The following is a 20,488-nucleotide window of genomic DNA, read 5'->3' as shown; positions in this document are numbered from 1 at the left end:
CACTTACGTCCTCAGCCTTTAAAACGGCAGTTGATGCCAGCGCATGAACACTTGCAAGCCCAGCGCGCCGAGGGCGAAGGCGCCCACGAAGTACACGATAAAGCTCAGCAAGCGGTTCGTCTGGCGTTGTTCTGCAAGCAAGGTTTTCATCAGTTCCACATCGTTTTCGCGCGGCTCGCCATGCACGGTCAAGGCCTGGTGAAGCAAGCGCGGCAGTTGCGGGAAGATGTGCGCATAACGGGGCGCCTCGGCACGCAGGCGCTCCATGAAGCCTTGCGGCCCCACCTGGTTGCTCATCCATTTTTCCAGGTAGGGCTTGGCCGTTTGCCACAGATCCAGTTCCGGGTCCAGCTGGCGGCCCAGGCCTTCGATATTGAGCAGGGTCTTTTGCAGCAGCACCAGTTGCGGCTGCACTTCCACGTTGAAGCGGCGCGACGTCTGGAACAAACGCAGCAACACTTGCCCAAAAGAAATATCTTTCAGCGGACGGTCGAAGATCGGCTCGCAGCAGGCGCGCACGGCCGCTTCCAGTTCATCCACGCGCGTGTCTTTCGGCGCCCAGCCCGATTCGATATGCGCCTCGGCCACGCGCTTGTAGTCGCGGCGGAAGAAGGCGAGGAAGTTTTGCGACAGATAATCCTTGTCGTAGTCGTTCAACGTTCCCACGATGCCGAAGTCGAGCGCGATGTAGCGGCCGAACGATTCCGGCGCGATCGACACGAGAATATTGCCCGGATGCATGTCCGCATGGAAAAAGCCGTCGCGGAACACTTGCGTGAAGAAAATCTCCACGCCATCGCTGGACAGTTTGCGCAAATCCACACCGGCCGCCACCAGGCGCTCGGTCTGCGACACGGGAATGCCGACCATGCGCTCCATGACGATGACGCTGCTGGAACAGTAATCCCAGTGCATTTCCGGCACCAGCAGCAAGTCCGAGTTGGCGAAATTGCGGCGCAGTTGGCTGGCGTTGGCCGCCTCGCGCATCAGGTCCAGCTCGTCGTGCAGGTATTTGTCGAACTCGCCCACCACCTCTTTCGGTTTCAAGCGCTTGCTGTCGGCCCACAGGCGGCTGGTCCAGTCGGCGGCGATGTGCATCAGGGCCACGTCTTCGTCGATCAGCTTTTTCATGCCTGGACGCAAGACCTTCACGGCCACTTCGCGGCCATCTTTCAAGGTAGCGAAGTGCACCTGGGCAATTGAGGCGGACGCCACCGGTTCGCGCTCGAAGCGGGCAAACAGCTGGTCCGGGTGGGCGCCCAGCGACTTGGTGATTTGCGCGATGGCCAGGTCGGAATCGAAAGGCGGCACGCGGTCTTGCAGGCGCGCCAGTTCTTCGGCGATGTCAAGCGGCATCAGGTCGCGCCGGGTCGACAGCACTTGGCCGAATTTGACGAAAATCGGGCCCAGCTCTTCCAGCGCCAAGCGCAGGCGCAAGCCCCGTGGCGACGACAGGTCGCGCCAGAAAATCAGGGTGTCGATCAATTTGGCGGTGCGGGGAACTTGCAGACCAGAAATCGCTATCTCATCCAGACCGTACTTGATGGAAACACGGATGATTTTAAACAGGCGCAGGAATTTCAATATCATGTAGACAAATCCGGTGAGGAAGACTGCGGCTGGACGGCGGCGGCCGCCTTTTCCAGCCGGGCAAGGCGCTTGGCCAGGCGTTCGACGTCATCGCGCACGCGCGTCACGCCAGCGGAATACTCTTGCAGGGTAGAAGGACGGATCAGCATGGGTTGTTCGTCGAGAAAATATTCGGCCACGTTTTCCGCCAGCTTTTGCTGGCCCGTGCGCACAAACGCGGCCGCATCCTTGGCGCCGGCAACGAGGCGCGTGGCCAGCATGGGGCCGACGACCTTTTCCAGGTCGTGCTCGGCTTCCCAGCGCAAACCCTTGCTCAATTGCGAAATCGCATTGGCAAACTCGGCATCGCCTTCGATCTTGACGTAGGAAAACGCCCGCTCGCGGTTTTGCAGGATCAGCGGCACGTCGGACAATTTTACGCGGATGGTGACGTTGGCCGGCATGTCGGCCGGCGCCGCTTCCAGCATGCCGGCGCTGTCGACACGCAGGCGCAGGGCCACGGCGCCCGTGTCGATGCAGGCCAGCTTGCCGGCGTGCACGGCCAGCTGCTGGCGCGCCCACGGCTCTTGCGCCAGCAAGTGGTTAATAGTCGCGATGACGGGCGTCATCAGGGAAAGGTCGGAAAGTGGTGCCATCATGTTGCGCGCTTCGCGCCCCCAAAAAGAAAAAACCGCCCGTAAAACAACGTAGGCGGTTTCGATCTTACCAGTTCAGCAGGAAATATCTGTTAAGCATCATGCATTCCGCATGGACTTAAGCCATTATTCAGCAAGTTTTTACAATTAATTCAATTGCTGGATGCCTGCCAGGACCCAGCCGCTATTGCCGCTGACGGGTTTCGACATATTCCACACTTCCGCGAACGGTTCCGCCGCGGCGCCCGGCGCTGAACGGATCAGGCCCACAAACTTCACGCTGGCCAGGTAATCGTTGACGCTCGTCTCGATGCCCAGCAGCTCGGCATCGATGGTGACGACATCGGTAAAGTCTGCTTGCGTGCCCCGCTCCTGGATTTGCATGCGCAGTTCCGCATACACTTCCGGCGACGTGAATTCGCGGATATCGTTGACGTCGGCCTTGTCCCAGGCCGCTTGCAGGCGAATGAAATTGCTTTTCGCGTGGCGCAGGAAGGCCTCCTTGTCGAAGTCGCTTGGCACGCCCCATGGCGCGGCAGCCGGCACCGGGACCGGGTCCGGGTCCGGCTTATCCAGGCCGACGCCGGACGAGACGGGCTGCAGCGGCGGCAGCGGTGGAATGCGCGAACCGATGTCAGGCACGTTGCCCGCTGGCGCAGGCTGGTTGCCGAAGCCGGCGAACGGCGCATTGCCGCTGCTGTTGCCAGCACGCTTGCCGCGCACCATGCGGTAGATGAAGAAGACCACGCCGGCCAGCAAAGCCACCATCAGCAAGGTGCTGATCATGCTGGCCAGGGCGCCTCCCAGGCCGAAGTGCGACAGCAGCGCGCCCAGACCCAGACCGAGCAAGGCGCCGCCCAGCAAGCCCTTCCAGCGGCTCGGTGCCTTGGCGGCAGGTGCTGGCGCAGGAGCCGGCGCCGGTTGCGCCTGGCGTGGCGTGGCAGCCGGTGCCGGCGCTGGGGCCGGCGCGGGCGCCTGGCGGCTCACGCTTTGCGACTGACGGCCTATCGAACGGCCACCGCCCATGGGACGGGCCAGCGCCTCGCCCAGCATGGATACCGTGGTCGCGGCCAGCATCATGCCGACCATAAATTTCTTCAATTTCATTCCATCTCCTAAAATCACCAACGTTGATGCATTACATCTTGATACCGGTGTGCAAAGCGGCAATGCCTGCCGTCAAATTGTAGTACTGCACGCGTTCCAGACCCGCCGTTTCCATCATGGTCTTCAGGGTTTCCTGGTCCGGGTGCATGCGGATCGATTCGGCCAGGTAGCGGTAGCTTTCCGCGTCGCCGGCGATTTTCTGTCCGAACCACGGCAAGACCGAGAACGAATACAGGTCGTACGGCTTTTGCAGGGGAGCGGCCACCTTGGAAAACTCCAGCACCAGCAGCTTGCCGCCCGGTTTCAGCACGCGGCGCATTTCCGCCAGCGCCACATCCTTGTGCGTCATGTTGCGCAGGCCAAAGGCCACGCTGACACGGTCGAAATAATTATCGGGGAATGGCAGTTTTTCCGCGTCACACAACATGGTGGGGGTGAGCAAGCCGCGATTCAAGAGGCGGTCGCGACCCACGCGCAACATCGATTCATTGATATCGGTCAGCCAGACTTCGCCGGTAGGGCCCGCCTGCTTGGCAAACGCCTTCGACAGGTCGCCCGTGCCGCCGGCGATGTCGAGCACCTTGAAACCGGGGCGCACGCCCGCGTTGGCAATGGTGAACGTCTTCCACAGACGGTGCAGCCCGCCCGACATCAAGTCGTTCATCACGTCGTATTTGGCAGCGACGGAATGAAACACCTTGGCGACTTCGCGCACTTTGTCGTCTTCTGCAACTGTTTTGTATCCGAAATGGGTCGTATTGGTCATGGTAGGCAGTCTGTTTGAACTTGGGAGCATTATACAAGCGGCAGGCGCATTTCCCCGTGACGCCGGAGAAGGTATTGCCTTTCCACTGCATTCGACGCCAGCATGGCCGCCCGGGCATACGCCGCCAGCGCCCCTTGCCGGTCGCCCTGGCGGCGCAGCAAGTCGGCCCGGGCTGCATGCAGATAATGCGATAGCGCCAGGCTGGGCACGGCTTCCAGGCGATCGAGCCACGCCAGCCCGTGTGCAGTGCCATGCGCCATCGCACAGGCGATCACGGCATTAAGCAAAATCAACGGTTCCGGCTTGTGCCGCAGCAAGGCGCCGTACAGGGCGCTGATCTGGCGCCAGTCCGTCTGGCTGGCCGTGGGTGCTTTGGCGTGCAAGGCGGCGATCGCCGCCTGCAGCTGATATGGCCCTGGCGCGCGCGCCGGCAAGGCCAGTTCCAGCACGGCCAGTCCCTCGGCAATCAAGTCCCCCTGCCACAGGCGCCGGTCCTGCTCTTCCAGGGTCAGCAGATAGCCTTCAGGCGATAGCCGGGCCGGGCCGCGCGACGCCTGCAGCAGCATCAGGGCCAATAGCCCCTGCACTTCGGGCTGGCCCGGCTGCAGACTGTCGAGCAAGCGTCCCAGGCGCAGCGCCTCGGCACACAGGTCCGCGCGCAGCAGGGTCTCGCCGCCGCTGGCGCAATAGCCTTCGCTGAACACCAAGTAAATCACGTGCAGCACCTGCGCCAGCCGTGGCTGCAATTCTTGTTCCGGCGGCAACTCGAAGGGGATGCGCGCTTCGGCGATCTTGCGCTTGGCGCGCAATAGCCGCTGCGACAGGGCAGCTTCCACCACGCCGAAGGCCCGCGCGATCTCGCCCGTGGACAGGCCACACAAGGTGCGCAGGGCCAGCGCCACCTGCGCCTCGGGTGCCAGCGCCGGGTGGCAGCAGATGAACAGCAGGCGCAGGCGGTCGTCCCCGATGGCCGGCGTTTCCTCTTCCACGGATACAGTCAGGCCGGACAGCACGGCCTCGGCATCGCTGACGCTTTTGCCCGCCCGGCGCACGTGATCGAGCCCCGCATTGCGCGCCACGGAACTGAGCCAGGCGGCGGGATTATCGGGGATGCCCGTGCGGGGCCACAGTTCCAGCGCCTTGCGGCACGCTTCCTGCAACACATCTTCCGCCAGTCCCAGGTCGCCGAAACGCCGCATCAGGCCTGCCAGCACCCTGCCCCTTTCCTGGCGAAAGACGCGTTCGACGGCCGCGATGGCGTCGCCGGCCATCGTCAAGCCGTCACGGGCCGCACTTCGATGGTGCCCAAGGAGGCCGCCGGGCAACGCCCGGCCCAGGCCAGCGCCTCGTCCAGGTTGGCGCAGGCTAGCAGATAGTAGCCGCCCAGCTGTTCCTTGGTTTCCGCGAACGGCCCATCCGTGATGACGGGTTTGCCATTGCGCACCCGCACGCAGGTGGCACTGCCCACTGGCGCCAGCTCGGCGCCCCCGCGCAGCACGCCTGCCGCCTCCAGCGCCTGCGTATAGCTGGCAAAGTCGGCCATCAGGCTGGCCATCTGGCCCTCTTCCATGGATTCATAGCGCGCCTCGTCGGCGTAGATCAGGATCATGTATTCCATAGTCTCTTCTCCAAAAGAAAAATGCCCGCAAGCGCGGGCATTCATACGACGAATGGATATGCGGCAATCCGACAAGCTTACCGCATTATTTTTTCAGCTTAATGCTTATGCCCGCAGCTCGGTCCGTGCACATGGCCGCCGGACGACTGCTTGACCGTCATGTCGGCCTTGGCGTCGCGGCCGCTGTCGCCGGGATAGCCGGCTGCCGCCAGCTGGTCCAGGTAGGCTTGCCACAACTTGTCTTTTTCCGCGCCCAGCTTGTACAAGTATGCCCAGGTGTACAGGCCGGAATTGTGGCCATCGCTGAAGGTGGGCTGCACGGCGTAGTTGCCGACCGGCTCGATGCCCGTGATGCCGACCAGGCGTTTGCCTAATTGCAAAGTTTCCTGGCCCTTGCCATGGCCCTGCACTTCGGCCGACGGCGAGTACACGCGCAGGTATTCGAACGGCAGCGCAAATTCGCTGCCATCGTCGAAAGCCACGTCGAGCACACGCGACTGGTTGTGCACGGTCAAGCCGGTCGGTTGCGGTGTTGCTGCTTTTTCAGTCATGACGATACTTTATGCGGATAAACGTTGAATGATGGCGTCGCGCAAGGCCGGCAGCAGCGCGCGGCGCGCGGCCAGCACCTCGGGTGCCGTCTCGCGCTGCACGACAGCCCAGCTCGGGTTCGGGAAATGCGCGTCGTCGCGGTAGCGGGGGATCACGTGCCAGTGCACGTGCGGCGTCATGTTGCCGAAACTGGCCACGTTGACCTTTTCCGGTTGCATCACTTCGCGCACGGCCAGCTCGACTTGCCACACGACTTCCATGACGTAGTTGCGCTCGCCAGGCGTCAAGTCCGTCATTTCCTTGACGTGCTTGTTCCAGATCACGCGGCAAAAGCCGGGATAGGCGGCGTCATCGACGGCCACGACGGACAGGCGCTCGCTGCGCCACAGCAAGGCTTCACAGCCCTGCTTGTTGGCAAAGCCGTCCAGCAATGTGCACAGATCGCAGGTCACACCAACACCCGTTCGATACCACCGTCATTGGCGCGTTTCACGTAATCCGGCATCCAGTTCTCTCCCAGCAAGTGTTTGGCGATCTCGACGACGATGTAGTCGGCCGTCGTGCCCGAATCGTCATTGTAGCGCGACAGGCCTTGCAGGCACGACGGGCAGCTGGTGAGGATTTTCACGTCGCCGGTAAAACCGTCGCCGCGCAGCTTGTCGGCGCCCTTGACCATCTCTTCTTCCTTGCGGAAACGCACTTGCGTGGAAATGTCAGGGCGTGTGACGGCCAGCGAACCCGATTCACCGCAGCAACGGTCATTCTTCTCGATCTTCACGTTATCTACCGTGCTGATCAGGGAGTTGATGGTCTTGCCCGATTCCTGCAGCTTCATCGGGTTATGGCATGGCTCGTGGTACATATAGCGGGTGCCGTTGACGCCTTCCAGCTTGACGTTTTTCTCCAGCAGATACTCATGGATATCCATGATGCGGCAGCCAGGGAAAATCTTCTCGAACTGGTACGTGGCCAGCTGGTCGTAGCACGTGCCGCACGAGACGAGCACCGTCTTGATGTCCAGGTAATTGAGCGTGTTGGCCATGCGGTGGAACAGGACGCGGTTGTCCGTCATCATCTTCTCGGCCTTGTCGAACTCGCCCGCGCCCCGCTGCGGATAACCGCAGCACAGGTAGCCCGGCGGCAAGACCGTCTGCACGCCCACTTCCCACAGCATCGCTTGCGTGGCCAGGCCCACTTGCGAGAACAGGCGCTCCGAACCGCAACCGGGGAAGTAGAACACGGCTTCCGTATCGGCCGTCGTCGTCTTCGGATTACGGATGATCGGGATGACCTTGTCGTCTTCGATGTCGAGCAGCGCGCGCGCCGATTTCTTCGGCAGGTTGCCCGGCATTTTCTTGTTGATGAAGTGGATCACCTGCGCCTTGACGGGCGGCTTGCCCGTCGATGGCGGCGGCGCCTTAGTTTGCTTCTTGGCAAACTTCTTCAGCAAATCGTGGCCCAGGCGCTGCGCCTTGTAACCCCAGCCGATCATGACCTTGCGCGTGGCATTGATGGTCACGGGATCGGTGGCGTTGAGGAACATCATCGTGGCCTTAGTGCCCGGATTGAAGCTCTTCTTGTCCATCTTGCGCAGCAAGTTGCGCATGTTCATCGACACGTCGCCAAAGTCGATGTTGACGGGGCAAGGCGTCACGCATTTATGGCAGACCGTGCAGTGGTCGGCCACGTCCTCGAACTCTTCCCAATGCTTGATGGAAATACCACGGCGCGTCTGCTCTTCGTACAGGAAGGCTTCGATCAGGGACGAGGTCGCCAAGATCTTGTCGCGTGGCGAGTACAGCAAGTTGGCGCGCGGCACGTGGGTCGAGCACACGGGTTTGCACTTGCCGCAACGCAAGCAATCCTTGACGCTATCGGCGATGGCGCCGATATCGCTTTGCTGCATGATCAAGGATTCATGGCCCATCAGGCCGAACGATGGCGTGTAGGCATTGCGCAAGTCGGCGCCCATGCCTGGCAGATTCAGCAGTTTGCCCTTGTTGAAACGGCCTTCCGGATCGATGCGCTGCTTGTAGCTGCGGAAGTCGCCGATTTCTTCTTCCGTCAAAAATTCCAGCTTGGTAATGCCGATACCGTGCTCGCCGGAAATGACGCCATTGAGCGAGCGGGCCAAAATCATGATGCGGCCCACGGCTTCGTGGGCGTCTTGCAGCATTTCGTAATTGTCCGAGTTGACGGGCAAGTTCGTGTGCACGTTGCCGTCGCCCGCATGCATGTGCAGCGCGACAAACACGCGGCTACGCAAGATGCGCGCGTGAATCGCGGTGGCCTCGTCGAGGATCAGTTTGAAGGCGGCGCCGTTGAAGATCTGGCGCAATTGGGCGCGGATTTCCTGCTTCCACGTGATGCGCACGGTGCGGTCCTGCACCACGTCGAACAATGTCGCGTTCGGCTGTGTTTCCAGGCGTGCTTCGAACACGGGCAGCAAGCGCTCCATGCCCAGTTCGGCCAATTCAGCCTTCGCGTCGACCAGCGGACGGTCGAGCTGGGCCAGCAGATAGGTCCAGCGTGCCGTGACTTGCGCCAGCAACTGCTGCGCCTGCTCGGCGCGGTCGCCCAGCATTTCCGCATCATCGACGCGGTCGTCGGATGCATCGTCGCTCTTGCCGATTGGCAAGTTACCCTTGGCAAAGAACGCGCTCAGGGCGTCGGCCAGTTGCAGCTTGTTCTTGATCGACAGCTCGATATTGATGCGCTCGATGCCGTCCGTATATTCGCCCATGCGGTTCAGGGGAATCACGACGTCTTCATTGATCTTGAACGCATTGGTGTGCTTGGCGATCGCCGCCGTGCGGGCACGATCTAACCAGAATTTCTTGCGCGCTTCCGGGCTGACGGCCACAAAACCTTCGCCCACGCGGGTGTTGGCGATGCGCACCACTTCCGACGCCGCTTGTGCGACGGCGTTTTCATCGTCGCCGACGATGTCGCCAAACAGGGCCATCTTCGGCAGCACGCCCCGCTTCGACTTGGTGGCGTAGCCGACGGCGCGCAGGTAGCGCTCGTCCAGATGCTCCAGGCCCGCCAGGCGGATGCTCGTGTATTGCTCGCCCTTGGCCGGCAAGCCGTCCAGGTAATCCTTGATTTCCACGATCGACGGGATCGCGTCGCGCGCCTGGCCGAAGAATTCCAGGCAGACGGTACGGGCAAATTTCGGCATCTTGTGCAAGATCCAGCGCGCCGACGTGATCAAGCCATCGCAGCCCTCTTTCTGGATGCCCGGCAAGCCGGCGAGGAATTTATCGGTCACGTCCTTGCCCAGGCCCTCCTTGCGGAACTTGCGGCCAGGAATTTCCAAAATTTCCGTCTTGAACGGCGCGTTCGGTTTTGTCGCGTCGCGCGTGCTCGGGTGGCGCCATTCCAGCTGGAAACGTGCCAGTGCGATATCGTGGATCTTGCCCAGGTTATGGTCGAGGCGGGTGACGTCGAGCCAGTCGCCGTTCGGGTCGACCATGCGCCACGAGGCCAGGTTGTCCAGCGCCGTGCCCCACAGCACGGCTTTCTTGCCGCCCGCATTCATGGCGACGTTGCCGCCGATGCAAGAGGCGTGCGCCGAGGTCGGATCGACGGCGAACACGAAACCGGCCTTTTCCGCCGCTTCCGACACTTTGTTCGTGATCACGCCCGCGCCCGAATTGATCGTCGCGTATTCGTGGCTCAATCCCGGCAAGACCGTCATTTCCACGGCGCCCAGGGTGATGAGTTTTTCCGTGTTGATGACGGCCGACATCGGCGTCAGCGGAATCGCGCCGCCCGTGTAGCCGGTGCCGCCGCCACGCGGGATGATGGTCAGCCCCAGCTCGATACAGCCTTTGACGAGGCCGGCCATTTCCTCTTCCGTGTCGGGTGTGAGCACGACGAACGGATATTCCACGCGCCAGTCGGTGGCGTCCGTCACGTGCGACACGCGCGTCATGCCGTCGAAGCGCACATTGTGTTTTTCCGTGTAGCGGCCCAGCACCTTGACCGTGCGCTTGCGCAAGTCGTAGGTCTTGCGGAATTCGTCGCCAAAGTCGGCCACTGCCTTGCTGGCCGCCTTCAGCAGCAACTCCACATTGGCGCTGCGCGCCTTGGCCACTTCCGGCGCTTCGCCGGCCACCAGCGCGTCGCCGCCGGCCGCATCGATGGACAGGCGGCGCTTGTCGACTTCGGCCAGACGGTGATGCAAGGCATCGATCAAGCCCTGGCGGCGCTTCGGATTGTCGAGCAAGTCATCCTGCAGGTAGGGATTGCGGCGCACGACCCAGATATCGCCCAGCACCTCGTACAGCATGCGGGCGGAACGGCCCGTCTGGCGGGCGCCGCGCAGCTCGTCGAGCAGGCGCCAGGAGTCCTCCCCCAACAAGCGTATGACGATCTCGCGATCGGAAAACGACGTGTAGTTATACGGGATTTCGCGCAGGCGGCTTGCTGCGGGACCATTCGGCGTTTCTGCCAGTAAAGCTTGGATTTGTGCGGGAGCGTTCATGGAGTGTGGTGACGATATAGACTGGACCCTAAAGGGCCATTTTATCTTATTGCGCCGCACCATGCGGGAACAGCCTTATGCCGCCCAAGGTTTAAGCACCTCATCCGCCCCCATAGCAAATATGGAAAAGCCTTCTTTTACGCGAATAAAAAACCAGTTTCCATGATTTTTTGACGCAAAAATGCCAAGAATCGGACTCTATTGCAAACTATCGACCTGCCCAAAAATGGGGCAAACTGGCGTTGCAGGCAGTCCCATTCAGGCCAGCATCTGGCCGATCCGGTGCCATACGCCATCGGGCACGTACAGCAGCAAGCCCGTCATGGTCAGGTAGCGCGCGCACTTGCCGACGGCCATGTAGGCAACGCTGGGCCAGAACGGCAGCTTGAGCCAGCCAGCCAAAGTGCACAGGGGGTCGCCCACGAGGGGCAGCCAGGCCAGCAGCATGGTCTTGGCGCCATAGCGGGCCAGCCAGCGGAACCAGCGCGTGTCGCGCTCCTTGGCGAACGCCTGCTTGGCCCGGTAGCCGAGCCAGTAGTCGACGATACCGCCCAGGGTATTGCCCAGGGTGGCCACGCCGATGGCGGCCCAGAACAGCGCGGGATTGGCCTTGATGACGGCAAACACGGCCGGCTCCGAGCCGAGCGGCAGCAAGGTGGCGGAAATAAAGCTGATCAGAAAGACCGATGTCAGCCCGACTTCCGGTGCTGCGATCAGCTGCAGCAGCCAGGCGATTGCGGATTCGATCATGGAACACTTCGCGATGCAGTAAGGCTCTCCATTATAATGAAGAGCAGCCTGGGCGCCGCACACATCGCGCCGGCCGGCAAAGGCATACCCGCCCGCAGTTCCACAGAGCATTATTGTCGCCAGGCTATCCGCCGCGGCGCCGCCGCTATCGACAGACACGCTCCAGACCCTTTCTGGCCCAGAATCACTTGCTTGCAGACTATGAACATCGACTACCTCAAGAAAATCCTGACCGCCCGCGTCTATGACGTCGCCACCGAAACGCCGCTGGAACTGGCCCCTGCCCTGTCGCAGCGCCTGAACAACCAGATTTACTTCAAGCGCGAAGACATGCAAAGCGTGTTCAGCTTCAAGATTCGTGGCGCCTACAACAAGATGTCCAAGCTCAGCGAAGCGGAACGCAAGCGCGGCGTGATTTGCGCCTCGGCCGGCAACCATGCCCAGGGCGTGGCCCTGTCGGCCGCACGCATGGGTTGCCGTGCCGTCATCGTCATGCCGACCACCACGCCGCTGGTGAAGGTCGAGGCGGTCAAGGGACGGGGCGGCGTGAACGTGGAAGTGGTGCTGCACGGCGAGTCCTACACGGATGCCTATAACCATGCGCTGACCTTGGAAAAGGAACAGAAGCTGACCTTCGTGCACCCGTTCGACGACCCGGACGTGATCGCCGGCCAGGGCACGATCGGCATGGAAATCCTGCGCCAGCACGCCGGCCCCATCCACGCCATCTTCGCGCCCATCGGCGGCGGCGGCCTGATCGCCGGCATTGCCGCCTACGTGAAACAGATTCGCCCCGACATCAAGATCATCGGCGTGCAAAGCGTCGATTCGAACGCCATGGCCCGCTCGCTGAAGGCCGGCGAACGCGTCACCCTGAACGACGTGGGCCTGTTTGCCGACGGCACGGCCGTGCGCCTGGCCGGCGAGGAAACCTTCCGTCTCGTGCAGGCGTATGTCGATGAAATCATCACGGTCGACACGGACGCCATCTGCGCCGCCATCAAGGATGTGTTTACGGATACGCGCAGCATTCTGGAGCCGTCCGGCGCGCTGGCCATCGCCGGTGCCAAGGCCTATGTGGAACGGGCCAGCCTCACCAAGCACCCCGTCAACAATGAAACCCTGGTCACCATCGCCAGCGGCGCGAACATGAATTTCGACCGGCTGCGTTTTGTGGCGGAACGGGCTGAACTGGGCGAATTCCGCGAAGCCGTGTTTGCCGTCACCATGCGCGAACAGCGGGGCAGCTTCAAGCGTTTCTGCTCGCTCATCGGCGCGCGCAACGTGACGGAATTCAATTACCGCATCAGCGATGAAAAAGCCGCGCACGTATTCGTCGGCATCCAAATTGCCGACCGGCATGAGTCGAGCGTGCTGGCGAAGACCTTCGAGGAGCACGAATTCAAGACCCTGGACCTGACCCACGACGAACTGGCCAAGTCGCACATCCGCCACTTGGTGGGCGGCAAGAGCCGGCTGGCCCAGGACGAGTTGCTGTACCGCTTCGAATTCCCCGAGCGCCCCGGTGCGCTGATGCGTTTCCTCGACAGCATGGCGCCGAACTGGAATATTTCCCTGTGCCATTACCGCAGCCAGGGCGGCGACGTGGGCCGCATCCTGATCGGCCTGCAAGTGCCGCCCGATGAGATGGGCGAATTTGCCCGCTTCCTCGATACCCTCGGGTACCGTTACTGGGATGAGAGCAGCAATCCTGTGTACAAACTGTTCCTTGGGTAATAGCAGGGTCAGTCGCTTCGCGATCGGAATGCGCCCCACCGGGGCGCATTCCCCCGTTGGGTCTGACCCCTGTCCTTGCCGTTGGGCTGAAATAGGCTACCATGCATCCTTGACTGAATTCACGCCACACGACCATGACCACCACCAACGATCTCGCCGAACAATCTCCCCTGGGCAAAAGCTCCGCCTACCGCACCGATTACGCGCCGGAATTGCTGTTTCCGATTCCACGCCAGGGCAAGCGCGACGAGCTGGAACTGCGCGGCACTCTGCCCTTCTTCGGCCTCGATATCTGGAATGCGTATGAACTGTCGTGGCTGAACCAGCGCGGCAAGCCGCAGGTGGCCATCGCCAAGGTCAGCGCGCCGGCCGATTCGCCGAACATCATCGAGTCGAAATCGTTCAAGCTGTACCTGAACTCGTTCAACCAGACCAAGCTGGACAACCCCGAAGCGCTGCTGGCCCTGCTCAAGCAGGATTTGTCGAACGGCTTCGGCGCGCCCGTGCAAGTGGAACTGACCTTGCAGGAAGATTTCGGCAAACTGAAAATGGGCGAATTCAACGGCGTGCTGCTCGACCGCCTGGACCTGGAAATCACGCAATACACGCCTTCGCCGCTGCTGCTGAAAGCCGCCCTGGATGAAGCGCCGGTGGAAGAAAAACTCGTCTCGCACTTGCTCAAATCAAATTGCCTGGTAACGGGCCAGCCCGACTGGGGCAGCGTGCAGATCGACTATGCGGGGCCGCAGATCGACCAGGAAAGCCTGTTGCGCTACCTGATCGGTTTCCGCGAGCACAATGAATTCCACGAGCAATGCGTGGAGCGCATCTTTGTCGATATCTTGCGTCAGTGCAAGCCGCAAAAACTGTCCGTGTATGCGCGCTATACGCGCCGCGGCGGCCTCGATATCAATCCATGGCGCAGCAATTTCAGCACGGGTACGATGCCGGGCAATCTGCGCAATGCGCGCCAGTAACACCGCGCAACACCGCAAAACCATGCCAACAGGAATGTTGGCTGTGTTTTAAAACAACGTTGCAGTAGTGCCGCAGAGCATGTCATAGACGCTGAAAAATCGGAAAATCGGCATTCGGCGGCGGAAAAACCGGCGCGCGCCGTGTTTTTAATCAAGAAATAGCCGATACACGCCGATGTTATTTTTTTGCTAAAATGATGGCCACGTGGGCTGTAGCGCCCACTGCGCCCGCAGCGGGCGTATACTGTTGAGAATTGGCGTTACAGGCCGCCGAAACAGGCCTATAATTCGGCTCGCAAGCCCTCTGCGCATTGCACCATTTCATTGAGTGTCATGACTAATCTTAGCAAAATACTATCCCTCGAAAACGTCCTGCTGGACCTGGAAGTCTCCAGTAAAAAGCGCGCCTTCGAGCAAGCCGGCCTGATCTTCGAAAACAATTACGGCATCGCCCGCTCTACCGTTTCGGACAATCTGTTTGCCCGCGAACGCCTGGGCTCGACTGGTCTGGGCCATGGCGTGGCCGTGCCGCATGGCAGAGTCAAGGGCAGTAAAACCTTGAAATCGCCGCTGGGCGCCTTCGTGCGCCTGGCCGAGCCGATTCCGTTCGAATCGCCCGATGGCAAGCCCGTCAATCTGCTGTTTTTCCTGCTGATTCCTGATCATGTCACTCAGCAACATCTGGAAATCCTGTCGGAAATCGCCGAAATGTTTTCCGACGATGCCTTCCGTACGGCGCTGGCCACGGATCCGGAACCGAAATCCGTGCATTCGCGCATCGTCAATTGGCAACCCAGTCTGCAAGCGGCGGGTTAAACTTCAGGTATTCCTCCACTCCTGAAGAAGACTGCCATGTTGCAAACGCCGCTGACGATACAACGCCTGTACGACGATAATCGTGAAAGTCTGCAACTGGGCTGGTTCGCCGGCTTCCCCGGCGGCGAGCGCCTGATCTCGGGCGACGTCTCGTCGGCCGCCGACCAGGTGGGCCACTTGAACCTGATCCATCCGGGCCGCATCCAGGTCTTCGGCCACCAGGAAATCAATTACTACCAGCGCCTGAAGGTCAATACGCGCACCCACGTGATCGGCGAGCTGATCGCCGGCGGTCCGCCCGCGCTGATCATCGCGCAAGGGCTGGAAACGCCGCCCGACATTCTCGCCATTTGCGACGAGCAAAACATTCCCCTGTTCTCCACCCCGCTGCCGGCCGCGCAAGTGATCGACTTCCTGCGCGTCTACCTGTCCAAAAAACTGGCGCAGCGCATCATCATGCATGGCGTGTTCATGGACGTGCTGGGCGTGGGCGTGCTGATCACCGGCGATTCGGGCCTGGGCAAGAGCGAGCTGGGGCTGGAACTGATTTCGCGCAGCCACGGCCTGGTGGCAGACGACGCCGTCGAATTCTCGCGCATCGCGCCGAACATGATCGAAGGGCGCTGCCCGCCCCTGCTGCAAAACCTGCTCGAAGTGCGGGGCCTGGGCTTACTCGACATCAAGGCCATCTTTGGCGAAACGGCCGTGCGCCGCAAGATGCGCTTGAAACTGATCGTGCATCTCGTGCGCCGCAACGCGCTGGAAGAAGAAGTCGAGCGCCTGCCTTTCCTGTTCCCGACGGAAGACGTGCTGGGCCTGCCCGTGCGCAAGGTCGTCATCCCCGTCGCCGCCGGCCGCAACATCGCCGTGCTGCTGGAAGCGGCCGTACGCAATACCATTTTGCAACTGCGCGGCATCGATACCTTGCAGGAGTTCATGGAGCGGCAACGACTCGCCATGAGTGGCGATTAATGTTGCCAAGGAGTTCGCCCTTGCAAGGGCGAACCGTTACGCAGGCACGCAGCAGTGCTGCGTGAATTCCCTGCGGCACCAACGACTCGCCATGAGTGGCGATTAATGTTGCCAAGGAGTTCGCCCTTGCAAGGGCGAACCGTTACGCAGGCACGCAGCAGTGCTGCGTGAATTCCCTGCTGCACCAACGACTCGCCATGAGTGGCGATTAATGTTGCCAAGGAGTTCGCCCTTGCAAGGGCGAACCGTTACACAGCCACGCAGCAGTGCTGCGTGAATTCCCTGCTGCACCAACGACTCGCAATGAGCGGGGATTAGCAATGTAGGTCGGATTAGCGGGGCCGCCGAGGCGGGGCAAGGCCCCGCGTAATCCGACAACATGGTTGACGTGTGCAGCAAAGAAATACCACAGTCCAAATTGCAATAATTTGTAAAGATAATTGCCTTGGAGCAGAGTGCCGATCTTTATTGTATGATCGGGCTATGCATATCGTCCTTATCACCGGAATATCCGGCTCCGGTAAATCCGTCGCGCTCAATGTGCTGGAAGATACCGGCTATTATTGTGTCGACAACCTGCCACCGGCCTTGCTGCCCAGCCTGGTGCAAACCCTGCTCGACGAAGGTACACCGCAACTGGCCGTCGCCGTCGATGCGCGCAGCGCCGAGTCGCTCGTCAGCCTGCCGCACAATGTGGCGCTGCTGCGCGACCAGGGGCACGACGTCAAGGTCATGTTTTTGACGGCCACCACGCATTCGCTGGTGGCGCGCTTCTCGGAAACGCGGCGCAGCCATCCGCTGTCGCACGAATTGCGTCCGAATCAGAATCCGGCCAGCCGCCGCACCCTGATCGAGTGCATCTCGGAAGAGCGCGAACGCCTGTCGGCCATCGAACAGCTGGGCCACGTGATCGACACGTCCGAACTGAGCGCCAACAAATTGCGTGCCTGGATCAAGGATATGATCGCTTCCGAACGCGCACCGCTGACCCTGTTCTTCGAATCGTTCGCCTTCAAGCTGGGCGTGCCGCTGGACGCCGATTTCGTCTTCGACGTGCGGGCCTTGCCTAACCCGTATTACGACCTGGCGCTGCGCCCACTCGATGGCCGCGACGCGCCCGTGATCGCCTTCCTCGACGCGCAGCCGAGCGCGCTGGAACTGCTGGCCGACATCCGCGCCTTCATCGAGAAATGGCTGCCGTCATTCAAGTCCGACAACCGTAGCTACCTGACGGTGGCCCTCGGTTGCACGGGCGGCCAGCACCGCTCCGTGTACATGGCGGAACGGCTGGCGCAATACTTCGGCCCCAACGAGCGCGTCGTACTGCGCCACCGCGAACGCTCCTAGTTAATTCAGGTGGCGCAGCGGATGCGCTGACGCCGGCCAGACCGGTGCGAAAAAGCGCGCCACCATGGCAGCGTCGACCTCGTCCAGGCTGGCAGGATTCCAGCGCGGCGCATTGTCCTTGTCGACCACCAGCGCGCGCACGCCTTCGAGCACTTCGCCATGCTCGAAATTGTGGCGCACCACCGTGCGCTCCAGACGCAGACAATCGGCCACGCCCAAGTGAGCCCCGCGCTGCAGCAATTCCAGAGTTACCGACATCATCAAAGGCGAGCGCAGGCGCATGGCCGCCAGCGCCTTGCTGGCGAACGCGCTGTCGTCCTGCGCCAGCGAGGCCATGATGGCCGCCACGGAACCCGCGCCGAAGTGACGGTCCAGCGCCGCGCGCGCCGCCGCCAGCGAGGAGATACCCGCCTCGGCCTGGAACGGCGCCGCCAGCGCCTTGATGGCCACCGGCAAGGCCTCGCCCGGCGTTGACTCGAACAGGGCCAGCAGCGCCCCCATCTGCGCCTCGGGCAGGTAGACATCGGCCAGGTCCGTGTACAGGGCGTCGGCCGCGCTGATCGTCAAGCCCGTCAAGCCCAGGTACAGGCCCAGCTGGCCGGCCAGGCGGGACAGGAAATAGCTGCCGCCCACATCGGGGAACAAGCCAATATTGACTTCCGGCATGGCCATGCGCGTGCGGCCCGTGACGATGCGCAGGCGGTTGCCGGGCCCGGCTTGCGCCACGCCCATGCCGCCGCCCATCACCACGCCATCCATCACGGCGATATACGGTTTCGGATAGAAATGGATCACATGATTTAACGCGTATTCTTCCGTAAAGAAATCTTCCAGCAAGGCGCTGCCGCCTTGCGGTGTGGCCAGGCCCGCATCGTAGAAGAAACGGATGTCGCCGCCGGCGCACAGTGCTTTCTCGCTGCTCGATCGGATCACGACGGCGTCCACCTGCGGATCGTCGCGCCAGGCCAGCAGGGCCGCGCTCAGGGCGCGCACCATCTCCAGCGACAGGGAATTCAAGGCTTTCGGACGGTCGAGCACGATATGGCCCGTGCGGTTGCGGATGGAAGTCTGGACGAAGTCGCTCATGGCAGGCGTGAAAAAAGTAAAAGTACAAACATTCTAGCGCCTGCGCGGGGAACATTGTGTTCAAAAGGTAGGGGCGCAAAAAAGGGCGCAATGTGCGCCCTTAGTTGATCACAACTGCTGGAAGCGGGTGGCCTTAAACGGCGACGACGGCGTCTTCCTCGGAGTTGTCTGGCAGATGCTTGATCGCCTCTTTACCGTGCCCTTGCACTTTGGTTTTGTATTTCATCACTTGCCTATCGAGCTTGTCGATCAGGGCATCGATCGCGGCATACAGGTCTTGTGCCAGGCTTTCCACATAGACGGTTTTGCCACTTAAACGCAGGTTGACTTCGGCCTTTTGACGTTTTTCTTTCTCTTTGAGGTTATCCACGGTCAGAATCACGGCGATATCGATAACTTGATCGAAATGACGTTTCACGCGTTCCAGCTTCGTTTGTACGTATTCACGGATGGCTGGTGTCACTTCGAGATGATGTCCGCTGATGGTGAGATTCATACACACTCCTAAAGATGATCGGGTTCGTGCGGTCCATCCTATCCGGCCCGCAGAGGAACCGAAAAAAACTTACAAACACTTACGCAGGCTCACTGGCGGAATTTTCAACGCTTCCCGGTATTTGGCAACAGTACGTCGCGCAATCACCATGCCTTGTTCCCCCAGCATGTCCGCAATCTTACTGTCGGATAAAGGATTTTTAGGGTCTTCTGCTCCTGTCAGTTGCACGATCAATGCCCGTATCGCCGTCGATGACGCTTCGCCCCCCGCTTCGGTGGCGACGTGGCTACCAAAGAAATATTTCAACTCGAACATGCCGTGCGGGGTCAGCATGTACTTTTGAGTTGTTACCCGCGAGATAGTACTCTCGTGTAAACCCAGTGTATCAGCTATTTCACGGAGCACAAGGGGGCGCATGGCAACGGCCCCGTGCGAGAAAAAGTTCTTTTGTCTTTCTACTATTGCCTGTGCCACGCGCAGGATCGTGTCGAAACGCTGGCGCATATTCTTGATCAGCCACTTGGCTTCCTGCAACTGTGCGCCCATGGCGCCCTCGCCCTTGCCCTGCTTGAGCAGGTTGGCGTACATGGCGTTGACGCGCAGGCGCGGCATGACGTCATTGTTCAGGGTCACTTGCCAGCCATTGCGCGCGCGCTTGACGACGACGTCGGGCACCACGTAATCGGACACGTCCGAGGCGAACACGGCGCCCGGATGCGGATTGCACTGGCGAATCACCGTCTGTGCTTCGCGCAAGTCTTCATCGTCGCAATCGAGGGCTTTTTTCAGCTTGTTGAAATCGCGCTGGGCAAACCAGGCCAGGTGCTTTTCCACGATGACGAGCGCCATGCGCCGCGTCACCATGGCGATGTGCGGCAAGCGCTTGATCTGCAGCGCCAGGCATTCGGACGCATTGCGCGCGCCCACGCCGGGCGGATCGAAACTTTGCAGCAGCGACAAGGCCGTACGCATCTCGTCGGCGTCGATTTCCAGCTCTTCCGGCAGGCGCGCCAGGATGTCGTCGAGCGACTCTTCCAGGTAGCCATTGTCGTCGAGCGCGTCGATGATCAGCTCGACCAGCGCGCGGTCGCGCAATTCAAGCACCGTCACGCGCATCTGCTCCATCAGGTGTTCGCGCAGGGTGCAGTGATGGGCCTCGAGTTGCGGGCGGGAATCTTCGTCGTCGGGCGCCTTGCCCCGGCTCGCCTCGCTCCAGTCGCTGTCGCCGCCATCCGCCGCGGCCGGACCCTCGCCCGCCTCGCCGTCAAAGGTTTCCGCTTCGGCTGGCGCCGCGGGCGCCTCCTGGCCTGGCGGCTGGGGCGGCGCTTCGGCCGGCGCCGCCGTGGAACTCAAGGCCCCGTCCGACAGCAGGCGCAGCGAACGGTCGAGCGGATCGTCGAGGCGCTCGAGCAGGGGATTGTCCGTCAGCAGTTGCTCGAGTTCCTGGTGCAATTCCAGGGTCGACAATTGCAACAGGCGTATCGATTGCTGCAACTGCGGCGTCAGTGCCAGGTGCTGCGAAGTGCGCAGCTGCAATGATTGTTTCATTG

The 20,488-nt window shown here is 61.3% G+C and carries 18 protein-coding genes; 5 read left to right on the top strand and 13 right to left on the bottom strand.

Translation table 11 applies throughout. From position 1 onward, the window contains the following. Positions 1 to 18: 18 nt before the first annotated feature. The 10 genes from ubiB to SKZ59_RS14905 all read right to left on the bottom strand — a co-directional run bounded on the left by ubiB (position 19) and on the right by SKZ59_RS14905 (position 11,507). Positions 19 to 1,590 carry a ubiquinone biosynthesis regulatory protein kinase UbiB gene (ubiB, locus tag SKZ59_RS14950; RefSeq protein WP_034753364.1) on the bottom strand — a complete coding sequence of 524 codons (1,572 nt, stop codon included), beginning with the start codon at positions 1,588 to 1,590 and terminating at the stop codon, positions 19 to 21. Beyond that, on the bottom strand, positions 1,587 to 2,225 hold the full coding sequence (locus SKZ59_RS14945; protein WP_070305555.1) for an SCP2 domain-containing protein: 639 nt from the start codon (positions 2,223 to 2,225) through the stop codon (positions 1,587 to 1,589). Before SKZ59_RS14945 ends, ubiB begins: the two co-directional genes overlap by 4 nt. A 147-nt stretch (positions 2,226 to 2,372) precedes the next feature. After that, on the bottom strand, positions 2,373 to 3,332 hold the full coding sequence (locus tag SKZ59_RS14940; protein WP_070305346.1) for a Tim44 domain-containing protein: 960 nt from the start codon (positions 3,330 to 3,332) through the stop codon (positions 2,373 to 2,375). Positions 3,333 to 3,363: 31 nt separating this feature from the next. Then, positions 3,364 to 4,098 carry a bifunctional demethylmenaquinone methyltransferase/2-methoxy-6-polyprenyl-1,4-benzoquinol methylase UbiE gene (gene ubiE, locus SKZ59_RS14935; RefSeq protein WP_034778407.1) on the bottom strand — a complete coding sequence of 245 codons (735 nt, stop codon included), beginning with the start codon at positions 4,096 to 4,098 and terminating at the stop codon, positions 3,364 to 3,366. A 29-nt stretch (positions 4,099 to 4,127) separates the two neighbouring features. Beyond that, positions 4,128 to 5,369 (bottom strand): RNA polymerase sigma factor, encoded by a 1,242-nt coding sequence (locus SKZ59_RS14930; protein ID WP_070305344.1) that lies wholly within the window; start codon positions 5,367 to 5,369, stop codon positions 4,128 to 4,130. A gap of 2 nt (positions 5,370 to 5,371) precedes the next feature. After that, positions 5,372 to 5,716, bottom strand: coding sequence for a YciI family protein (locus SKZ59_RS14925; protein WP_070305342.1), 345 nt, complete (start codon positions 5,714 to 5,716; stop codon positions 5,372 to 5,374). 98 nt (positions 5,717 to 5,814) lie between these two features. Then, positions 5,815 to 6,267, bottom strand: coding sequence for a gamma-butyrobetaine hydroxylase-like domain-containing protein (locus SKZ59_RS14920; RefSeq protein WP_070305340.1), 453 nt, complete (start codon positions 6,265 to 6,267; stop codon positions 5,815 to 5,817). A gap of 9 nt (positions 6,268 to 6,276) precedes the next feature. After that, positions 6,277 to 6,720, bottom strand: a complete 444-nt coding sequence (locus SKZ59_RS14915) for an HIT family protein (protein WP_070305338.1) — start codon at positions 6,718 to 6,720, stop codon at positions 6,277 to 6,279. Then, a complete protein-coding gene (locus SKZ59_RS14910; RefSeq protein ID WP_319992175.1) occupies positions 6,717 to 10,757 on the bottom strand; it encodes a DUF3683 domain-containing protein in 4,041 nt (1,346 codons plus the stop codon). Before SKZ59_RS14910 ends, SKZ59_RS14915 begins: the two co-directional genes overlap by 4 nt. A 258-nt stretch (positions 10,758 to 11,015) precedes the next feature. Continuing rightward, the gene (locus tag SKZ59_RS14905) at positions 11,016 to 11,507 is read right to left on the bottom strand and encodes a YqaA family protein (RefSeq protein ID WP_034753347.1); all 492 of its coding nucleotides are present in this window, start codon (positions 11,505 to 11,507) and stop codon (positions 11,016 to 11,018) included. Positions 11,508 to 11,708: 201 nt separating this feature from the next. Between SKZ59_RS14905 and ilvA the strand changes: the two genes are divergently transcribed. The 5 genes from ilvA to rapZ all read left to right on the top strand — a co-directional run bounded on the left by ilvA (position 11,709) and on the right by rapZ (position 17,356). Next, positions 11,709 to 13,244 carry a threonine ammonia-lyase, biosynthetic gene (gene ilvA / locus SKZ59_RS14900; protein WP_034753344.1) on the top strand — a complete coding sequence of 512 codons (1,536 nt, stop codon included), beginning with the start codon at positions 11,709 to 11,711 and terminating at the stop codon, positions 13,242 to 13,244. A gap of 134 nt (positions 13,245 to 13,378) precedes the next feature. Then, positions 13,379 to 14,221 carry an NADPH-dependent 7-cyano-7-deazaguanine reductase QueF gene (queF, locus tag SKZ59_RS14895; RefSeq protein ID WP_319992174.1) on the top strand — a complete coding sequence of 281 codons (843 nt, stop codon included), beginning with the start codon at positions 13,379 to 13,381 and terminating at the stop codon, positions 14,219 to 14,221. A 333-nt stretch (positions 14,222 to 14,554) separates the two neighbouring features. Beyond that, on the top strand, positions 14,555 to 15,037 hold the full coding sequence (locus SKZ59_RS14890; protein ID WP_034753339.1) for a PTS sugar transporter subunit IIA: 483 nt from the start codon (positions 14,555 to 14,557) through the stop codon (positions 15,035 to 15,037). 36 nt (positions 15,038 to 15,073) lie between these two features. Continuing rightward, entirely contained in the window at positions 15,074 to 16,009 is a 936-nt protein-coding gene (hprK, locus tag SKZ59_RS14885) for an HPr(Ser) kinase/phosphatase (protein WP_034753337.1), read from the top strand. Positions 16,010 to 16,492: 483 nt separating this feature from the next. Beyond that, complete coding sequence (rapZ, locus tag SKZ59_RS14880; protein ID WP_034753336.1) at positions 16,493 to 17,356, top strand: RNase adapter RapZ; 864 nt, start codon at positions 16,493 to 16,495, stop codon at positions 17,354 to 17,356. Here rapZ and SKZ59_RS14875 read toward each other — a convergent pair whose 3' ends face one another. From SKZ59_RS14875 to SKZ59_RS14865, 3 genes are all read right to left on the bottom strand, one after another. Further along, entirely contained in the window at positions 17,357 to 18,442 is a 1,086-nt protein-coding gene (locus SKZ59_RS14875; protein ID WP_319992173.1) for an enoyl-CoA hydratase/isomerase family protein, read from the bottom strand. Between the two features lie 133 nt (positions 18,443 to 18,575). Further along, positions 18,576 to 18,938 carry a ribosome hibernation-promoting factor, HPF/YfiA family gene (hpf, locus tag SKZ59_RS14870; protein ID WP_034753331.1) on the bottom strand — a complete coding sequence of 121 codons (363 nt, stop codon included), beginning with the start codon at positions 18,936 to 18,938 and terminating at the stop codon, positions 18,576 to 18,578. A gap of 69 nt (positions 18,939 to 19,007) precedes the next feature. Next, on the bottom strand, positions 19,008 to 20,486 hold the full coding sequence (locus SKZ59_RS14865) for an RNA polymerase factor sigma-54 (protein ID WP_034753328.1): 1,479 nt from the start codon (positions 20,484 to 20,486) through the stop codon (positions 19,008 to 19,010). Between the last annotated feature and the right edge of the window lie 2 nt (positions 20,487 to 20,488).

This window comes from Janthinobacterium sp. GMG2 (assembly GCF_033949445.1).
GTDB lineage: Bacteria > Pseudomonadota > Gammaproteobacteria > Burkholderiales > Burkholderiaceae_D > Janthinobacterium > Janthinobacterium aestuarii.
The sequence above is the reverse complement of the archived record's forward strand: the minus strand, read 5'-3'. Positions and strand labels throughout refer to the sequence as shown.

Coding starts and splice junctions, on each gene's coding strand:
- ilvA (WP_034753344.1), top strand. CDS start 11,709: ATGAACATCGACTACCTCAAGAAAATCCTGACCGCCCGCGTCTATGAC.
- SKZ59_RS14865 (WP_034753328.1), bottom strand. CDS start 20,486: ATGAAACAATCATTGCAGCTGCGCACTTCGCAGCACCTGGCACTGACG.
- SKZ59_RS14940 (WP_070305346.1), bottom strand. CDS start 3,332: ATGAAATTGAAGAAATTTATGGTCGGCATGATGCTGGCCGCGACCACG.
- SKZ59_RS14920 (WP_070305340.1), bottom strand. CDS start 6,267: ATGACTGAAAAAGCAGCAACACCGCAACCGACCGGCTTGACCGTGCAC.
- ubiE (WP_034778407.1), bottom strand. CDS start 4,098: ATGACCAATACGACCCATTTCGGATACAAAACAGTTGCAGAAGACGAC.
- SKZ59_RS14905 (WP_034753347.1), bottom strand. CDS start 11,507: ATGATCGAATCCGCAATCGCCTGGCTGCTGCAGCTGATCGCAGCACCG.
- hprK (WP_034753337.1), top strand. CDS start 15,074: ATGTTGCAAACGCCGCTGACGATACAACGCCTGTACGACGATAATCGT.
- queF (WP_319992174.1), top strand. CDS start 13,379: ATGACCACCACCAACGATCTCGCCGAACAATCTCCCCTGGGCAAAAGC.
- SKZ59_RS14875 (WP_319992173.1), bottom strand. CDS start 18,442: ATGAGCGACTTCGTCCAGACTTCCATCCGCAACCGCACGGGCCATATC.
- SKZ59_RS14930 (WP_070305344.1), bottom strand. CDS start 5,369: ATGGCCGGCGACGCCATCGCGGCCGTCGAACGCGTCTTTCGCCAGGAA.
- SKZ59_RS14925 (WP_070305342.1), bottom strand. CDS start 5,716: ATGGAATACATGATCCTGATCTACGCCGACGAGGCGCGCTATGAATCC.
- SKZ59_RS14890 (WP_034753339.1), top strand. CDS start 14,555: ATGACTAATCTTAGCAAAATACTATCCCTCGAAAACGTCCTGCTGGAC.
- SKZ59_RS14945 (WP_070305555.1), bottom strand. CDS start 2,225: ATGGCACCACTTTCCGACCTTTCCCTGATGACGCCCGTCATCGCGACT.
- SKZ59_RS14910 (WP_319992175.1), bottom strand. CDS start 10,757: ATGAACGCTCCCGCACAAATCCAAGCTTTACTGGCAGAAACGCCGAAT.
- ubiB (WP_034753364.1), bottom strand. CDS start 1,590: ATGATATTGAAATTCCTGCGCCTGTTTAAAATCATCCGTGTTTCCATC.
- hpf (WP_034753331.1), bottom strand. CDS start 18,938: ATGAATCTCACCATCAGCGGACATCATCTCGAAGTGACACCAGCCATC.
- rapZ (WP_034753336.1), top strand. CDS start 16,493: ATGCATATCGTCCTTATCACCGGAATATCCGGCTCCGGTAAATCCGTC.